General features: G+C 66.5%; 15 protein-coding genes. 3 read left to right on the plus strand and 12 right to left on the minus strand.

The features are described from left to right. Window position 1 precedes the first annotated feature (1 nt). Window positions 2–1612 (plus strand): arylsulfatase, encoded by a 1611-nt coding sequence (locus KVG96_RS23515; protein ID WP_217894152.1) that lies wholly within the window; start codon window positions 2–4, stop codon window positions 1610–1612. 205 nt (window positions 1613–1817) lie between these two features. Here the strand turns inward: KVG96_RS23515 and KVG96_RS23520 are convergent, their stop codons facing one another. Next, window positions 1818–2894, minus strand: coding sequence for a fatty acid desaturase (locus tag KVG96_RS23520; protein ID WP_217894153.1), 1077 nt, complete (start codon window positions 2892–2894; stop codon window positions 1818–1820). 100 nt (window positions 2895–2994) lie between these two features. On the opposite strand from KVG96_RS23520, the gene KVG96_RS23525 reads away from it, so the two are divergent. Beyond that, on the plus strand, window positions 2995–3999 hold the full coding sequence (locus KVG96_RS23525) for an AraC family transcriptional regulator (protein WP_217894154.1): 1005 nt from the start codon (window positions 2995–2997) through the stop codon (window positions 3997–3999). Here KVG96_RS23525 and KVG96_RS23530 read toward each other — a convergent pair. After that, window positions 3987–4124, minus strand: coding sequence for a hypothetical protein (locus KVG96_RS23530; RefSeq protein WP_217894155.1), 138 nt, complete (start codon window positions 4122–4124; stop codon window positions 3987–3989). The genes KVG96_RS23525 and KVG96_RS23530 overlap by 13 nt on opposite strands. A 59-nt stretch (window positions 4125–4183) precedes the next feature. Continuing rightward, a complete protein-coding gene (locus KVG96_RS23535) occupies window positions 4184–4867 on the minus strand; it encodes a Crp/Fnr family transcriptional regulator (protein ID WP_217894156.1) in 684 nt (227 codons plus the stop codon). 85 nt (window positions 4868–4952) lie between these two features. Here KVG96_RS23535 and KVG96_RS23540 point away from each other — a divergent pair, with 85 nt between their 5' ends. Continuing rightward, window positions 4953–5477: an Mpo1 family 2-hydroxy fatty acid dioxygenase gene (locus KVG96_RS23540; RefSeq protein ID WP_217894157.1), complete on the plus strand. Its 525-nt coding sequence runs from the start codon at window positions 4953–4955 to the stop codon at window positions 5475–5477. Window positions 5478–5521: 44 nt separating this feature from the next. Here the strand turns inward: KVG96_RS23540 and KVG96_RS23545 are convergent, their stop codons facing one another. From KVG96_RS23545 to dibA, 9 genes are all read right to left on the minus strand, one after another. Further along, window positions 5522–7732: a GMC family oxidoreductase gene (locus KVG96_RS23545; RefSeq protein WP_217894158.1), complete on the minus strand. Its 2211-nt coding sequence runs from the start codon at window positions 7730–7732 to the stop codon at window positions 5522–5524. Further along, entirely contained in the window at window positions 7729–8241 is a 513-nt protein-coding gene (locus KVG96_RS23550; protein WP_217894159.1) for a sorbitol dehydrogenase, read from the minus strand. Before KVG96_RS23550 ends, KVG96_RS23545 begins: the two co-directional genes overlap by 4 nt. Continuing rightward, a complete protein-coding gene (locus KVG96_RS23555) occupies window positions 8238–9605 on the minus strand; it encodes a cytochrome C (protein WP_217894160.1) in 1368 nt (455 codons plus the stop codon). Before KVG96_RS23555 ends, KVG96_RS23550 begins: the two co-directional genes overlap by 4 nt. Window positions 9606–9884: 279 nt before the next feature. After that, complete coding sequence (locus KVG96_RS23560) at window positions 9885–10874, minus strand: sulfate/molybdate ABC transporter ATP-binding protein (protein WP_217894161.1); 990 nt, start codon at window positions 10872–10874, stop codon at window positions 9885–9887. A gap of 3 nt (window positions 10875–10877) precedes the next feature. Beyond that, entirely contained in the window at window positions 10878–11750 is an 873-nt protein-coding gene (cysW, locus tag KVG96_RS23565) for a sulfate ABC transporter permease subunit CysW (protein ID WP_217894162.1), read from the minus strand. Window positions 11751–11763: 13 nt separating this feature from the next. After that, a complete protein-coding gene (gene cysT / locus KVG96_RS23570) occupies window positions 11764–12582 on the minus strand; it encodes a sulfate ABC transporter permease subunit CysT (protein WP_085582075.1) in 819 nt (272 codons plus the stop codon). Between the two features lie 153 nt (window positions 12583–12735). Beyond that, a complete protein-coding gene (locus KVG96_RS23575) occupies window positions 12736–13749 on the minus strand; it encodes a sulfate ABC transporter substrate-binding protein (RefSeq protein ID WP_217894163.1) in 1014 nt (337 codons plus the stop codon). A 136-nt stretch (window positions 13750–13885) separates the two neighbouring features. After that, window positions 13886–14068 carry a sulfur starvation response protein OscA gene (oscA, locus tag KVG96_RS23580; RefSeq protein ID WP_217894164.1) on the minus strand — a complete coding sequence of 61 codons (183 nt, stop codon included), beginning with the start codon at window positions 14066–14068 and terminating at the stop codon, window positions 13886–13888. A 276-nt stretch (window positions 14069–14344) separates the two neighbouring features. Further along, window positions 14345–16264, minus strand: a complete 1920-nt coding sequence (dibA, locus tag KVG96_RS23585; protein WP_217894165.1) for a phosphodiesterase DibA — start codon at window positions 16262–16264, stop codon at window positions 14345–14347. Window positions 16265–16393: the final 129 nt, after the last annotated feature.

Here is a 16393-nt window from a genome sequence, read left to right on the forward strand (position 1 = left end):
GATGCCGCAACGCCCCAATTTCCTGGTGATCCTGGCCGATGACCTCGGCTTCTCCGACATCGGCGCCTTCGGCGGCGAGATCGCCACGCCGAACCTCGATGCCCTGGCCGCAAACGGCCTGCGCCTGACCGATTTCCACACCGCGCCGACCTGCTCGCCGACCCGCTCGATGCTGCTCACCGGCACCGACCACCACATCGCCGGGATCGGCACCATGGCCGAGGCGCTGACGCCGGATCTGATCGGCAAGCCGGGCTACGAGGGCCACCTCAACGACCGCGTGGTGACGCTGCCGGAGCTGCTGCGCGAGGCCGGCTACCAAACCCTGATGAGCGGCAAATGGCACCTGGGCCTGACCGCCGATCTGGCGCCCCACGCCCGGGGTTTCGAGCGCTCGTTCTCACTGCTGCCGGGGGCGGCCAACCACTACGGTTTCGAGCCGCCGTACCAGGACGACACGCCGCGCCTGCTCAAATCCACCCCGGCGCTGTACATCGAGGACGACACCTTCCTCGACGCGTTGCCCAAGGATTTCTATTCCTCCGACGCCTTCGGCGACAAGCTGCTGCAATACCTGAAGGAGCGTGACCAGACCCGGCCGTTCTTCGCCTACCTGCCGTTTTCCGCGCCGCACTGGCCGTTGCAGGCGCCGGCCGAGATCGTCGAAAAATATCGCGGCCGCTACGACGCCGGCCCCGAGGCCCTGCGCCTCGAACGGCTGGAAAGGCTCAAGGCGCTGGGGTTGATCGAGGCGGACGTCGAGCCGCATCCGCTGATCCGGCTGAACGCGCAGTGGGACGCCTTGAGCGACCGGCAACGGCAGATCTCCGCCCGGGCCATGGAGGTCTACGCGGCGATGGTCGAGCGCATGGACTGGAACATCGGCCGGGTCGTCGACTACCTGCGCCAGCAGGGGCAGCTCGACAACACGTTCATTCTGTTCATGTCCGACAACGGCGCCGAAGGCGCGCTGCTGGAGGCCTTCCCCAAGTTCGGCCCGCAGCTGCTGACCTTCCTCGACCGGCACTACGACAACAGCCTGGACAACATCGGCCGCGCCAACTCCTACGTCTGGTACGGGCCGAGCTGGGCCCAGGTGGCCACGGCGCCGTCGCGGCTGTTCAAGGCCTTCACCACCGAAGGCGGGATCCGCGTGCCGGCGCTGCTGCACTACCCGCCGCTGCCGGTCGGCGGGCAGATCAGCCACGGCTTCGGCACGGTCATGGACATCGCCCCGACCATTCTCGACCTGGCCGGCGTGCGCCATCCCGGCAAGCAGTGGCGCGGCAAACCGGTGGCGCCGCTGCGGGGCAAATCGTGGCTGGGCTTCCTGTCCGGCGAGACGGCGCAGGTGCATGACGAACACACCGTCACCGGCTGGGAGCTGTTCGGGCGCCGGGCGATCCGCCAGGGGCACTGGAAGGCCGTGTACATCCCGGGCCCGGTGGGGCCGGCGACCTGGCAGCTCTATGACCTGGCGGCGGATCCGGGGGAGATCCACGACCTGGCGCAGGCGCGCCCGGAGAAGCTCGAGGCCTTGATCGGCCATTGGCAGCGCTATGTGGAAGAGACCGGGGTGATCCTCAGCGAGTCGCCGTTCCAGCCGGACTGATGGCCGGAGCATTCCTGCTCCCACACAGGATCGGCGTCGTGCGCATATCCTGTGGGAGCAACCGTCTTGCTCATGCCCTGCGGTGCCTGGACTGCCGCCATCGCTGGCAAGCCAGCTCCCACAAGTATTGCGGATCACCGAAACCACTGTGGGAGCGGGCTTGCGCCGGGCGGCGATTCGACGAAGGGGCCCGGACAGGCAACCCTCAAACCCGGGCCGCATCCACTTGCGCGTTCACCCCAGGCACGTCCCTGCGCACAAACCGGTTCGCCCGTCCGAAGGTGCCGAAGTCGTTGAACCGTACCCCCATCTCGCGCATCACCTTGTGCGCCACCGGTGCGGTCATCTGGCGGATGTAGAACGGTTCCTTGACCACGAAGTGATGGATCCCGTGGGTGCTGCCGAAATTGAAGCAGAACGCCTGCAGCGGCCACAGCCACCAAGGGTTCAGCACCTGGCACTGTTGGATCACGTTGCCCGGCTCCACATCGCCGTAGTAATGCATGTTCGAGCTGATGAAGTGCAGGCAGAAGGTGCGCAGCACGTTCGGGCCGATGATCACCACGGCGGCGATGTCGATCGCCTGCATCACCGACAGCGTGGTCGCCGACCAATCGATGGTCGAGCCCAGCAGCCAGGCGACGCCGTTGGCCCCGTGGAAGCCGAGGAACACGTACCACGCGCCCCAATGCAGCAGCGCCAGCGGCGCGTAGACCTTCAGCGAGCGCTTGAGGATGCTGACCTTGTGCGCCCAGGTCTTGGCCCGCAGCATGCGGATGAACGCCGACATCACGTTGTCGCCCACCATCAGCAGCCGGGCCGGGCCCCACGGTTCGCCGTTGGTGATCGCCCGTTCCTCCATGTCGGTTTCGGTGCCGGACACCTTGTGGTGGTTGAGGTGCAAGTGGCGGCGGATCCACGGGTTGATGGTGCTCGGCCGCGCCAGCCAGACCAGCGCCATCATCAGGTTGTGCGGCACCCGCCGCTTGCGGAAGTACATGCTGTGGATCAGGTCGTGCTCAAGCTCATGGGTCAGCGACGCGAAGAACCCGTTGAGCAGCAGGCACGCCCACCAGGCCAGGTGGCCGCTGATGTACAGCGCCGCCGACCCGGTCATCCCCGCCAGCGCGAAGGCCAGGATCCCGGCGCCGAGGGCGTCCTGACGGTTCAGGATCGGGTAGCGCTCGCGCAGTTCGGCGCCTCTGGCCAGCACCACTTGGCGAATGTGCGCCGCGCGCTGGGTGTCATTGTGTCGCTGGGGACTTGCAGAAGTACGGTGCATGCTTCCATCCTCTGGTTATCGATGTCCGCATCCTGCCCTGCGGCGGGGCCGGACGCGGTAGCCGAGAACGCCAACCTGTTGACCGGAAGCGCCAATCGACATGAAGGAACCGACCTCCCTCGCCAGTTGGACCCGTGCCCTGCGCAAGCAACTCGACGCGCTGGGGCTGGACAGCACCGACCTGTGCCGGCAGGCGGGGCTCGATCCGCAGTTGATGGACGACCCGAACGCCCGCTACCCGCTGTCCGGCACCACGCGCCTGTGGGAGATCGCCGTGCAGGTCAGCGGCGACCCGGCCATCGGCCTGCGGGTGTCGCGCTTCGTCAGCCCCACGACGTTCCATGCCCTGGGCTATGCGCTGGTGGCCAGCGGCAGCCTGCGGGAGGTGTTCGAGCGGATCGTGCGCTATCACCCGGTGGTCAGCGATGCCTTGGAACTGGAGCTCACCCGGGGCGAAGACCGCTACCGCTTCCGCCTCAACATCCCTGCCGGCAACCCGGCCCCGGCGTTCGAAGCCATCGACGCCTTCGCCGCGATCTACGTGCGCACCTGCCGCAACCGCCTGGGCCGCGATTACGCGCCGCTGGCGGTGTACCTGCGCCGCCCGGAGCCGGCCGACGCGCACCCGTGGCACAAGGTGTTCCGCGCCCCGGTGCATTTCGCCGCCGAAGAAGACCGGCTGGAGTTCGCCCTCGCCGACTTCGACAGCCACCTGGACGACGCCAACCCGGAACTGGCCGAGCACAACGAGGCGGTGCTCAACCGCACCCTCGCCCAGCTCAAGCCGCTGACCTGGGAGCGCAAGGTGCGCGACGCCATCGAAGAGCAATTGCCCGAAGGCGAACCCGGCGCCGAGCGCATCGCCCAGGCCCTGCACCTGAGCCTGCGCAGCCTGCAGCGGCACCTGGCGGACGAAGGCTGCCGGTTCGACACGCTGCTCAACGAGAGCCGCGAGAACCTGGCGCTGCTGCACCTGCGCGACCCGCATTGCTCGCTGAGCGAAATCAGCTACCTGCTGGGCTTCGCCGACACCAGCAGCTTCAGCCGCGCGTTCAAGCGCTGGACGGGGATGACGCCGGGGCAGTTCCGCGATCAGTTGCGCTGACGGGCAACCGATCTGTCAGCCTTGATCAGACTGAGCGCCATACCGGCACGCCGCTGATCGACCATCGCCGCACCGGTTTCGGCAAAGGCAGGATGGCTGCGGCAATGCCCGGTCATTTCCGACATCGCAACCTCAATGCCCTCCCGAGACCAGCCTCCCCGGATTCCGGTCGGCGCCGGCCGCTTCAAAACGTGGCCAGGGCCCGCAGCCGCTCGGCATCGAGAATTTCGATTTCGCCGTAGCCCAAACCGATGATCCCCTGCCCCTGCAGGTCCTTGAGGATCTGGTTGGTGGTCTGGCGCGACAGCGACAGCATCGACGCCAGTTGCTCCTGCGGCAGTTGCAGCACGCGGCGGGGCGGGTCGAGCTCGCCGTAGCCCTCGGCGATCATCAGCAGCCGGTGGGCCAGGCGCGCCGGGGCCGGGAGCAGGCTCAGCTGTTCGAGGTTGATGAAGGTCAGGCGCAGCTTCTGGCTCATCAGCAGCGCCAGATGACGCCAGTGCAGCGGGTGCTCGTCGAGCAGCTTCAGCAGGGTCGCCTGCGGGATGTTAAGCAAGGTGCACGGCCCGGCCGCGTAGGCGTCGTGGGTGCGCGGCTGGCCGTCGAACAGGCAGATCTCGCCGAACCAGTGCGGCGCCTCCACCAGGCTCAGCAGCGCTTCCTTGCCGTGCTCGCTGACCGCACCGATGCGCACCGCGCCATCGAGCACCGCGTACAGCCCGCACGGCGGGTCGCCGCGCCTGAACAGCCGCTGCCCTGCCGCCAGCCGCCGCTCCCGGGCCGCCGCCAGCAGGCTATCCTGAAAGGACGCCGGCAGATGGCTGAACCACTGCCCGGTCATCAGACGCTCGCGCCAGACCTTTTCCATGAACGCTCCCAAAGATTGTCGCCTGCCTGACAGAACGGGTGCCGTGCCCGAGGCATGATCCGGTCACCCTACAGGAGGAACAACAATGAAAAACCTCGTCGATCATTTGAGTCAATACGCCGCGTACCACCGCGACCCGCGCAACATCGCCAGCCACTTCGTCGGTATCCCGCTGATCGTGGTGGCGGTGGCGGTGCTGCTGTCGCGGCCCGAGTGGCCGGTCGGCGCCCTGTGGGTCTCTCCGGCGGTGCTGGTGGCGTTGGCGTCGGCGTGGTTTTACCTGCGCCTGGAGATCCGTCTCGGCCTGCTGATGACCGGGCTGATGGCGCTGTCGGTCTGGGCCGGGCATGCGCTGGCGCAGCAAAGCACCCTGGTGTGGCTGGGCAGCGGGCTGGCGATGTTCGTGATCGGCTGGGCGATCCAGTTTGTCGGCCATCATTACGAAGGGCGCAAACCGGCGTTCGTCGATGACCTGACCGGGCTGATCGTCGGGCCGCTGTTCGTGACGGTGGAGCTGGCGTTCATGCTCGGCCTGCGCCTGGAGCTCAAGCGCGCCATCGAAGAACGCACCGGGCCTGTGATGCTGCGTGAACAGCGGGCCGCCCATTGATGAAAACGGCGACGTGCGCCTGAGCGCACGTCGCCCCGACGGCCTTACGGCACGCCGAAACCCACCTGCACCGTCAACGCGCCCTGATTGTCGGCCAGACCGACGCCGTAACGGTCCTCCAGGTCATCGTTGATGCACAGTTGCAGCTCACCCTGTTGCCCGGCCGGGACCTGCGCCAGGTCGCCGATCAGGAACGGCGTGCCGGTGCTGCCGACCCGGCCGATCAGCGCGCCTTCGTTCGCGCCCGGCAAGGTGTAGCCCGGCCTGGCGATCAGACCGGCGCTGCCGTTGCCGTCCACCATGCCCCCCGCCGGACTGGCGAACCAGCACCCGCCGGTGCAGCGCACCCGCCTCGGCGCCGGCCCGCTGATCTGCACGCCCGTGCCCTGCCACGGCCGGTTGGCCTGAACCTGCACCGTGGCCGCCTTCAGGTCGTTGGCCAGGGTGTCCCCGGCCTGGATCGACAGGGCCGCGATGGTCAGGCTGGGGTTGGAGGTGCCGGTGCTGGGGAACACCCCGTCACCGACCAGGAACAGGTTGGGGTGGTCCCAGCTGCGCTGATCCTTGTCCACCACCGACTTGCCCGGGTCGTCGCCCATGCGGTACGTGCCCATCAGATGCCCGGCGCCCTGGAAGCTGTAGTTCTCGCCCTTGTAAGTGAACAGGCCCGGGGGCAGCGGCGTGGTCAGTTCGGTGGCGCCCAGCAGTTCGGTGATGATGTGGCTGGCGAGCCGCTTCGCCTGCCGGAAGCCCTCTTTGGTGTAGTCGGACAGGTCGTAGTGGATCTCCGGCCGCGGGATGCCCAGCCGGTCCTTGTACTGCGCCGACGGCGCGATCCAGCAGTCGGCATTGTCCGGATCGGCCTCCACCTGCTCCACCAGGAAGGCGATGCGGAACTGACGGGTGAACAGGTCGTTGAGCTTCTGCACCAATGCCGTGCCGTACAGCACCTGCTGCGGTCCGGTCGCCGGCGGCAGCGGGTTGGTGCGGCTGTTGTTGGTGCCGTCGATGAAGTCGCCGACGGTGGTGTAGGGATCGCCGATCGGCCAGTTGAAGCCTTCGTTGCCGATCTCAATGCGCCAGGCCGCGCGCTCGCAGCGGAAATCGCCGTCACGCAGGCTCTCGATGCCGGCGGTGGACACCGGCCCGCGGTACGGGAACACCGCCTTGCCTTCGGGCATCAGCCCCCAGGCCAGGTAGATCGGGTGGTCGGACAGGCTGCGCCCCACCTGGCCGCTGCTGTTGGCCACCCCTTTGGGCCACGCCGGGCTCGCCGAGTTGAGCAGCAGCTTCGGCGTTTCGATGGCATGGGCGGCGATCACATAGCGCTGCCCCACCGCCACCCCGTTGGCAATGGGCGGGCCGTCGCCCAACTGATACTGGATGAACTCGATGCCGTTGACGGTGTTGTCCGCCGCCACCGTGACCTTGCTCGCCACGGTCTTGTAGAGCACCCGCACGTTGCCGGTGTTCAAGGCATTGTTCATGGTGATGGTGGCGTCGTACTTGGCCTGGATCGGGCAGATCGGCGTGCAGTTGGTGTTGCCGGCGCACACCCGCCGTCCGGCGTACGGCTGGGAGTTGCGCCCCGCCGGCGTCGGGCTGACCACCAGCGGCAAGCCCTGGAACGACTGGCCGGCGACCGCCGCGACGAAGCTGCCGTCGACCAGCGACAGCGGAATCCCGGTCATCGGGAACTGATAGCCCGTCGGGAACGTCATCCCGAGATAGGCCTGGTCGGCCACGTTGGCCGCCACACCGATCAACGCCTCGGCGCGGCAGTAGGCGCTTTGCAGGTCGCCGTAGCCGATCGGCCAATCGACGCCGACGCCGTAGCGCGACTTCAGGCGAAAGTCGTTGGGCACCATGCGCAGGCATGTCGCGACCCAGTGCCAGGTGGTGCCGCCGCCCACCCGCTCATAGGTGCTGGTGAACGGCAGCGGCCCCTTTTGCACCAGATAGCTGACCTGGGGGTTGTTCCAGCCCAGGATCAGGTCGGCGGTGGTGGCGCGCGGGGCGTTCTGCTGCGCCGGGTCGCGCGGCGCGTCCAGGGTGCTGACCGGCGGGTACGGCGACTCCGGTGTCTTCAGGGTCGCCGTGTAGAAGCGCTCCAGGTAGTCGTTGCGGTTGGCCGGAATCGCCGGGCCGGACTCCAGCACCAGCACCTTCACCCCGGCCAGCCCCAACTGATAGGCGATGATGCTGCCGGCGAGGCCGGCGCCGACGATCACCACATCCGCTTGTTCGGTGCTCATGACGATGCTCCTTGCTGTCCGCTGGCGGGAACCCCGGTGAAGTCCTCAAGGCTCGGCGGCTCGCTGTTCCAGTAGCCGAAGAAGAACTCGCTGTAGCCCATGGGATGGGCCTGGGCGATTTTCCAGGCCCAGCTCTGGGTGTAGGCCTGGTCGGAGACCACGGTCTGGTCGTTCTGCTTGTAGTCGTCCACGGTGTAGGGCTGATACCAGACGCCCAGCAGCCAGAGTTTCATGATCGCGCGCGCCGCCTGGGCGGTCTGGGTGGTGGCCGGTTGCGCGCCGTTCATCAGCACCGCCTGGGCGATCAGGTCCGGGGGCACCTTGTCGGCGGCCAGCGTGGCGTACTGCGACAGCAGGGCCTGCAGCACCGCGTCGGTGATCCGCGGCCCGATGTAGGCCAGGAAATCGGTCGGCAGGCCGATCGGGTCGACCTCCGGCGCCAGCAGATCCTGGGGGATGCCGGTCAGGGCCGAGGACAGGCCGGCGAAGTTGTCCAGATCGGTGCTCATGGCTGACTCCTTGCCGCGCCGGTGGACTGGGCGCGTTCGAGCAGGTAGGTGAAGTCCGCGAAACTGGTGCGCGCAGACTCGGTGACATGGGTGGCGGCATTGCCGTGGCAGGCGATGCAGCTGGACGACGCCTGCGGCACGGTGCCCTGGATGTAGGTTTCCAGCGTCGCGTTGGCCAGGAAGGTCGGGGCCGGGCGGCCCAGGGGTTCGGTCTTGGAGATCTGACAGGGCGGCTGCGGCGTCAGCGTCGGCCACTGGGTGCTGATCAACTGATAGTTGGCCCATACGCTGTCCGGGTTCACCGTGCGCAGCAGCGCCTGGTAGGTGCCGTTCAGGGTCTTGGTGGCGGCGGTCAGCGGAATCTCCCGCACGATCTGCGACGGGGTCGCCTTCACGGCCGGGTTCCACGGCCGGGGCGGCGGCTGGTTGACCTCCGCCTGGCTGGCGGCGTTGTAGAACAGGTACGGGCCCTTGCGTTCGGCCACGGGCGTGGTTTTCTCCGGCACGTTGTCCACGTGCTCGAAGCTCGACCAGACCCACTGCGGCGCGCTGCTGGTCTTGTGCACGATGTGCAGTCCCACCAGCCCCACCGGTTCGGCCTTGCACGACTCCGGCACCACCGGCCCCTTGCTCGGATCGCTGTTGCCGGGGGTGTAGACCAACGCATCGACCGTGTGGAATTTCCCGCGCCGGTCATTGCCGTCCAGCACCTTCCACGAAGCCTTGACCATCAGCGCGCCGACCTGGCTGGTGTCCTGGCTGCCGCAGCTGAAGGCCACGGTGTTGCTCGCGCTGGCGGCAAAGAACGCCTGCTGGCCCTGCACGCTGTACAGGCCGTTGTCGACGATGCCGTCGAACATCGGCTGGTTGACCACGATTTCGTTGCGGGTGTAGACGCCGCTCTGATCCACCAAAGGACCGCTCTCGAACGGCTGGATGAACTCGTCCAGCACGTCCGGCACCTTGCCCATCTGTTGCAGCAGACGTCCGGAGCCCAGCCCTTCGCAGGCCTTGGGCACGCTGGCCGGAGCGTTCCAGGCCGCAGGGGCCTGGCCGTTGGGCAGGAAGATCTGATAGCTCTCCTTCCAGCTCTCCCACACCGTGGCGCCGTCCTGTTTGCCGATCTGGGTGCCGGTGTCCGGCTCGCCGTTTTCCAGGGCCGGCCAGCTCAGGGCGATGAAGGTCTGCCACGACAGGTCATCGAAGTTCTGTTGCAGGCTGGCGAGGGAAAACGGCGGAGTCGCCGTGACATCGAAAGGTATCTGGGGGGACAACACGGGGCCGGCATGGGCCGCCTGGCCCAGCAGCGCGCCGAACAGCGCGCAGCCGAACCACGACCCGCACCGGTGGACTTCCATTCTCATCGTCATCTCCTTGGCATCAGGGCCCAGGAGATCCGCCGGTCCGTCATGGACTCTTCATCGCGCCTCCTGGCACAGCCTGGAGATTAGGTAAGGAACATGAAGCCGACGGTGCCGCAGTTAGACCGAATCGAGTTAACGCCAATAGCCAATGGAGGCGCCCGGCGGCGCATGGGCGGACGCCATCGCCAGCAGGCAGGCTCCCGCAGATTCTGTGCCATGCACAACCTTGCGGGAGCGGCCAGCCGGCCTCTATGCGTCAGACCGGCCGCCGTAGCACGGTCAGAGGTTGGCGACCTTCTGCCAGACCTTGGGCTTGAAGAACAGCGTCTCGCCCTTGGCCAGGCCGACCAGGCTGTCGTGATCCTTCACCACTTCGGCCTCGATCAGGTCGCTCTGGCCTTCGACCTTCAGCGTCACCCGGGTGGTGGCGCCCAGCGGGCGGATGTCGCGCACTTCGGCGGCGTGGTGATCCTCCAGCTCATGGCGCGACAGCGACACCTCGTGGGGCCGGAACAGCACGTGGTCGTCGCCGCCCAGGTGCAGGCGGTTCGAGTCGCCGAGGAAGTGATAGACGAAATCGCTGGCCGGGTTCTCGTAGACGTCGCCCGGCGAGCCGATCTGTTCGATCACGCCCTTGTTCATCACCACGATGCGGTCGGCGACTTCCATCGCCTCTTCCTGGTCGTGGGTCACGAACACCGAGGTCAGGTTGATGTCCTCGTGCAGGCGCGCCAGCCAGCGGCGCAGTTCCTTGCGCACCTTGGCGTCGAGGGCGCCGAACGGCTCGTCGAGCAGCAGCACCTTCGGCTCCACCGCCAGGGCGCGGGCCAAAGCGATCCGCTGGCGCTGGCCGCCGGAGAGCTGCTCCGGATAGCGGTCCGCCAGCCAGTCCAGCTGCACCATGTTCAGCAGTTCGTGAACCTTGGCCGCGATCTGGCTTTCGTTGGGGCGCTGATTCTTCGGCTTCATGCGCAGGCCGAACGCGACGTTGTCGAACACGGTCATGTGGCGGAACAGGGCGTAGTGCTGGAACACGAAACCGACGTTGCGGTCGCGCACGTCGTGGCCGGAAACGTCCTCGCCGTGGAACACGATGTTGCCCTGGTCCGGGGTCTCCAGGCCGGCGATGATCCGCAGCAGCGTGGTCTTGCCGCAGCCGGACGGGCCGAGCAAGGCGACCAGCTCGCCGCTGCGGATATCCAGGCTGATGTTGTCCAGCGCCTTGAACGCGTTGAAGTTCTTGCTGACGTTACGCACTTCGATCGACATGAATTATTCCTCCGCGGCGCTGGCGCGCAGGCGGTTGATACGGTTTTCGCTCCACTGCTTGAGCAGCAGGATGAAGAGCGCCAGGATCAGCAACAGGCTCGCCACGGCGAACGCGGCCACGTGGTTGTATTCGTTGTAGAGGATCTCCACGTGCAGCGGCAGGGTGTTGGTCACCCCGCGGATGTGGCCGGACACCACCGACACCGCACCGAATTCGCCCATGGCCCGGGCGGTGCACAGCACCACGCCGTAGATCAGGCCCCATTTGATGTTCGGCACGGTGACGTGCCAGAACATCTGCCAGCCGTTGGCGCCGAGCAGGCGCGCGGCCTCTTCCTCCTGGGTGCCTTGCTCCTGCATCAGCGGAATCAGTTCCCGGGCCACGAACGGCACGGTGACGAAGATCGTCGCCAGCACGATGCCCGGCAGGGCGAACACGATCTGGATGTCGTGATCCTGCAGCCACGGCCCGAACAGGCCCTGGGCGCCGAACATCAGCACGTAGACCAGACCGGCGATCACCGGCGACACCGAGAACGGCAGGTCGATCAGGGTCACCAGGATGCTCTTGCCGCGGAACGAGTACTTGCTCACGCACCAGGCGGCGCTGACGCCGAACACCAGGTTCAGCGGCACCGAAATCAGCACGGCGATCACCGTGAGCTTCAGCGCCGACAGGGCGTCCGGCTCCAGGATCGCGGTGAAGAATTCACCGATGCCGTTCTTCAGGCCCTGGGACACCACGATGAACAGCGGCAGCAGCAGGAACAGCGCAAAGATCAGCCAGCCGAGGCCGATCAGGATCCGGCGCGCAGCCGCGCTGCCGCGGCGGGCGGCGTTGGCCGAGGAAGCGGCCGCAATGGACGGTTGGGACATGGTTCGCGCCTCCTTATGGGGTTTCGATGCGCCGCTGCAGCAGGTTGATCAGCAGCAGCAGGACAAAGGAAACCACCAGCATCAGCACGCCGATGGAAGTGGCGCCGGTGTAGTCGTACTGGTCGAGCTTGACCATGATCAGCAGCGGCAGGATCTCGGTCTTCATCGGCATGTTGCCGGCGATGAAGATCACCGAACCGTACTCGCCCACGCCCCGGGCGAACGCCAGGGCGAAACCGGTCAGCCAGGCCGGCAGCAAGGCCGGCAGCAGCACGTGGCGGAACACCTGCAACGGTTTCGCGCCCAGGCACGCGGCGGCCTCTTCGACCTCGCGGGGGATGTCCGCCAGCACCGGCTGCACCGTGCGCACCACGAACGGCAGGGTCACGAAGGTCAGCGCCAGGGTGATGCCCAGCGGGGTGTAGGCGATCTTGAAGCCCAGGTCGGCGGCGAACTGCCCGACCAGGCCTGTGGGGGTGTACAGCGCCGTCAGCGCGATGCCCGCCACCGCCGTCGGCAGGGCGAACGGCAGGTCGATCATCGCGTCGATCACCTTGCGGCCGGGGAAGCTGTAGCGCACCAGCACCCAGGCCAGCAGCGTGCCGATGACGCCGTTGATGACCGCCGCGCACAGCGCCGTGCCGAAGCTCAGCTTCAGGGCGGCCAGCACGCGGGGGGCGGAGATGATCGTCCAGAACTGATCCCAGGTGAGTTGGGCGGCGTGGACGAACATCGCCGCCAGCGGGATGAGCACAATCAGACTGAGGTACACCAAGGTGTAGCCCAGCGTCAGCCCGAAGCCGGGTATGACGGGGGAGATACGACGCGACATAAAAGTCCTTGGTCAATAACGCATCAATGCGGGGGCGGGCCTGCCCGCGAAGCGGTCTTATCATTCAACGATTACGTCGCCTGACACACCCTCTTCGCGGGCAAGCCCGCCCCCGCAGGTTTTCTGCCTGAACGTCAGGCCTGCGGGCTCAGGTTACTGCGCCTGATAGATCTGGTCGAACACGCCGCCGTCGTTGAAGAATTTAGGCTGCGCGGTTTTCCAGCCGCCGAAGTCCTTGTCGATGGTCACCAGCTCCAGTTTCGGGAACTGCCGGGCGTACTTGGCGGCCACGTCCTTGTCACGCGGGCGGTAGAAGTTCTTCGCCGCGATTTCCTGGCCCGCCGGGCTGTACAGGTGCTTGAGGTACGCCTCGGCGATCTGCTCGTTGCCTTTCTTCTCGGCGTTCTTGTCGACCACCGCCACCGGTGGCTCGGCGAGGATCGACAGCGACGGCACGACGATGTCGAACTTGTCGGCGCCGCCGTCTTCCTTGAGCGCCAGGAACGCTTCGTTTTCCCAGGCCAGCAGCACATCGCCCTGACCGTTGTTGACGAACGTGATGGTCGAGCCGCGCGCGCCGGTGTCCAGCACCGGTACATGCTTGAACAGGGTCTGCACGTAGGCCTTGGCCTTGGCTTCGTCACCGCCGTTGGCCTTCAGGCCGTAGGCCCAGGCGGCGAGGAAGTTCCAGCGTGCGCCGCCGGAGGTCTTCGGGTTGGGGGTGATCACCGACACGTCGTTCTTGATCAGGTCGCCCCAGTCCTTGATGCCCTTGGGGTTGCCCTTGCGCACCAGGAACACGATGGTCGAAGTGTACGGCGTGCTGGCCTCCGGCAGGCGTTTCTGCCAGTCCGCCGGCAGGGTCTTGCCCAGCTTGGCGATTTCGTCGATGTCGCCGGCCAGCGCCAGGGTCACCACGTCGGCGCGCAGGCCGTCGATCACCGCACGGCCCTGCTTGCCCGAACCGCCGTGGGACTGCTGGATCTTCACCGTGTCGCCGGCATGCTCCTGCTGCCAGAACTTCACGAATTCGGCGTTGTAGTCCTGATACAGCTCACGGGTCGGGTCATACGACACGTTGAGCAGCTCGTAGTCCTTGGCGACCGCAGAACCGGCAAACACAGCGCTGGCCAGGGCGGCCAAAGCGTAACGGCGAATCGACGACATGGTGAAAGCTCCTGGAATTCTGGGTGGTGGCTTTTTCTTATGGATTGCGAAAAGCGGTTTGCCTGTTCAAGACCGCCGTCTGCGCCAGCGCCGGCATCAATCCCCCGCAGGCGCTGGCGCAGACCGGAACCGCGGTTCAGCCGGCCTTGTTGCCCGGCTGCTGCAGGCGGAATTTCTCTTTGCGTTCGATCTGGACCACTTGGGCGTTGTGCACAGTGATCTCCACCGCGCCGAAACGCAGGTCGCGCAAGGCGCTCTGGATTTCGCGAAGGATGGTGCTTTCGTCCTGACCGTCAACGCTACGCAGGGATGCGCTCATGGTGCTGCTCCTTTGTATGGGATGTGCCTGGCAGCGGGTCGCGCTGCGTCCGGCGTGGGAGCAATATAAGAGAGGGCTGGATATTCTTAAAAATACTATTTAAGAATGTTTATATAACTTGAAAACATTAGCTGACGGGACAAAGGTTTGCGGCCAAGTCCCTGTGGCGAAAGCTTGCTCCCGCGGGTCCGCGACGCAGGCCCGAACATGGGCGGGCGCTGCGCACCCGAGCGGGAGCAAGCTCCCTCGCCACAGGGAATACTCGCCGCGAGGCCGTCAGCCGATGACCGGGATCCTGGCCCAATCGATGTCCTGCGCCGGCACCGGCCGCCCGAACCAGTAGCCCTGCCCCAGGTCGCACGCCTGCTCCAGCAGGAACGCCGCCTGCTCGGCCTGCTCGATGCCTTCGGCGTGCACCTGCATGCCCATGCTCCGGGCCAGCGCGATGATCACCCGCACGATCGCCCCGTCGTCCTCGTCCCATGGCAGGCCGGCCACGAACCCCTGGTCGATCTTGAGCTTCTGCACCGGCAGGCGCTTGAGCCGCAGCAGCGACGAGTAGCCGGTGCCGAAATCGTCGATGGCCAGGCGGATACCCAGCTCGCGCAGGCGATGCATCTGCTCCAGCGCCACCTCCGGATCGTCCATCACCGCGCTTTCGGTGACTTCCAGCTCAAGGCAGGCCGGGTCCAGCCCGGTCTCGTGCAGCACCTGCGCGACCTGCCGGTACAGCTCGCGGCGGGCGAACAGCCGGGACGACACGTTGACCGCGACGAACGACAGCGCCACCCCCGCCTGCTGCCAGCGGCACATTTGCCGGCAGGCCTGGCGCATCACCCAGGCGTCGATGTCGGCGATCAGGCCGGTGCGTTCGGCGATGGGGATGAACTCCGCCGGCGACACCAGCCCGCGCTGCGGGTGCTGCCAACGCACCAGCGCCTCGACCCCCACCAGGCGGCCGCTGTGCAGGTCGTGCACCGGCTGGTAATAGACCCGCAGTTCCTGCTGCTCGAGCGCGCGGCGCAGTTCGAAGGCGATCTCGACCCGCTGCTGGGCGTGGGCGGTCAGCTCTTCGGTGTACAGCGCATAGCCGTTGCGGCCGCTGCTCTTGGCCTTGAACAGCGCGGCGTCGGCGTTGCGCAGCAGCTGCTCGGCGCTCAGGGCATCGCTGGGGAACAGGCTGATGCCGATGCTGGCGTTGATGAACAGTTCGTGGCCCTCCAGGCAGAACGGCTCCTTGAGGCCGTCCAGGATGCGCTGGGCCAGCACCGCCGCCTGCGCAGGCTGCGGACAGCTTTCGGCCAGCACCGCGAACTCGTCGCCGCCGAGCCGGGCCAGGGTGATGCCCGCCCCGAACAGATCCTGCAGCCGCGCGGCGACGGCCTTGAGCAGGCGGTCGCCGACGCTGTGGCTGAGGCTGTCGTTGATCAGCTTGAAATGGTCCAGGTCGACCATCAGCAGCGCGCAGCCGCGCTTGTGGGTCTGGGCCGACGCCAGCGCCTGCTCGGCGCGGTCGCTGAACAGCAGGCGGTTGGGCAGGTCGGTCAGCGGGTCGTGGTGGGCCAGGTGCTTGAGTTCGTGTTCCGAGTCCTTGATCGCGCTGATGTCGGAAAACACCGCCACGTAATGGCTGAGCCGGCCCTGATCGTCGCGGATGACGCGGATCGTCTGCCATTGCGGGTAGATCTCGCCGCTCTTGCGCCGGTTCCAGATCTCGCCGCTCCACTCGCCGCTCGCCTGCAGCGTGGCGAACATCGCCTGGTAGAAGCCCGGCGGATGGTGGCCGGACTTGAACAGGCTGGGCTGCCGGCCCAGCACTTCCTCGCACCGGTAACCGGTGATTTCCATGAAGGCGCGGTTGACGTGCACGATCAACCCCTGCCGATCCGTCACCAGCACCCCCTCGCGGGTGCAGTCGAACACTGCGGCGGCCTGGCGCAGGCGCTCGCGGTCGGCCTGACGCTCCCGCAGCCGGGCGCCGATGCCGAGGCATTCGAACAACCGCGCCCGCGCGAGAAAGATCAGCCCGGCGCTGAGCGCCACGAACACGTAACCGTTGATCAGTTGCCAGTGCAGCAGTGCCGCTGAATCATCGAAGAAACTGTTCAATAAGTAGCCAGTTCCTTGCAGCCAGACCACCGCCAGAACCAGGTAAAGCAGCGCTGCACGCAAGGCATCGCGATAAGAGGCAGACATTCGGCCGTCCATGTCCCTACAAAAAAGTTGGGATTATAGGTCAAGAAACATCCAGCCAACTCTTATCTGAAAGGGCGACTGGTTTTATCTGTGTGCTTGGTGATAATGCAGCGGCTGTTTTTTCTCTAC

Origin of the sequence: Pseudomonas ekonensis (genome assembly GCF_019145435.1) — a bacterium.
GTDB classification, from domain to species: domain Bacteria; phylum Pseudomonadota; class Gammaproteobacteria; order Pseudomonadales; family Pseudomonadaceae; genus Aquipseudomonas; species Aquipseudomonas ekonensis.

What these genes read in the sequence shown, in the direction of transcription:
- KVG96_RS23535 (WP_217894156.1), bottom strand. Translation starts at nt 4,867, where the DNA reads ATGGAAAAGGTCTGGCGCGAGCGTCTGATGACCGGGCAGTGGTTCAGC.
- dibA (WP_217894165.1), bottom strand. Translation starts at nt 16,264, where the DNA reads ATGTCTGCCTCTTATCGCGATGCCTTGCGTGCAGCGCTGCTTTACCTG.
- KVG96_RS23555 (WP_217894160.1), bottom strand. Translation starts at nt 9,605, where the DNA reads ATGAGAATGGAAGTCCACCGGTGCGGGTCGTGGTTCGGCTGCGCGCTG.
- KVG96_RS23545 (WP_217894158.1), bottom strand. Translation starts at nt 7,732, where the DNA reads ATGAGCACCGAACAAGCGGATGTGGTGATCGTCGGCGCCGGCCTCGCC.
- KVG96_RS23515 (WP_217894152.1), top strand. Translation starts at nt 2, where the DNA reads ATGCCGCAACGCCCCAATTTCCTGGTGATCCTGGCCGATGACCTCGGC.
- KVG96_RS23520 (WP_217894153.1), bottom strand. Translation starts at nt 2,894, where the DNA reads ATGCACCGTACTTCTGCAAGTCCCCAGCGACACAATGACACCCAGCGC.
- KVG96_RS23550 (WP_217894159.1), bottom strand. Translation starts at nt 8,241, where the DNA reads ATGAGCACCGATCTGGACAACTTCGCCGGCCTGTCCTCGGCCCTGACC.
- KVG96_RS23525 (WP_217894154.1), top strand. Translation starts at nt 2,995, where the DNA reads ATGAAGGAACCGACCTCCCTCGCCAGTTGGACCCGTGCCCTGCGCAAG.
- cysT (WP_085582075.1), bottom strand. Translation starts at nt 12,582, where the DNA reads ATGTCGCGTCGTATCTCCCCCGTCATACCCGGCTTCGGGCTGACGCTG.
- oscA (WP_217894164.1), bottom strand. Translation starts at nt 14,068, where the DNA reads ATGAGCGCATCCCTGCGTAGCGTTGACGGTCAGGACGAAAGCACCATC.
- KVG96_RS23540 (WP_217894157.1), top strand. Translation starts at nt 4,953, where the DNA reads ATGAAAAACCTCGTCGATCATTTGAGTCAATACGCCGCGTACCACCGC.
- KVG96_RS23530 (WP_217894155.1), bottom strand. Translation starts at nt 4,124, where the DNA reads ATGTCGGAAATGACCGGGCATTGCCGCAGCCATCCTGCCTTTGCCGAA.
- KVG96_RS23560 (WP_217894161.1), bottom strand. Translation starts at nt 10,874, where the DNA reads ATGTCGATCGAAGTGCGTAACGTCAGCAAGAACTTCAACGCGTTCAAG.
- KVG96_RS23575 (WP_217894163.1), bottom strand. Translation starts at nt 13,749, where the DNA reads ATGTCGTCGATTCGCCGTTACGCTTTGGCCGCCCTGGCCAGCGCTGTG.
- cysW (WP_217894162.1), bottom strand. Translation starts at nt 11,750, where the DNA reads ATGTCCCAACCGTCCATTGCGGCCGCTTCCTCGGCCAACGCCGCCCGC.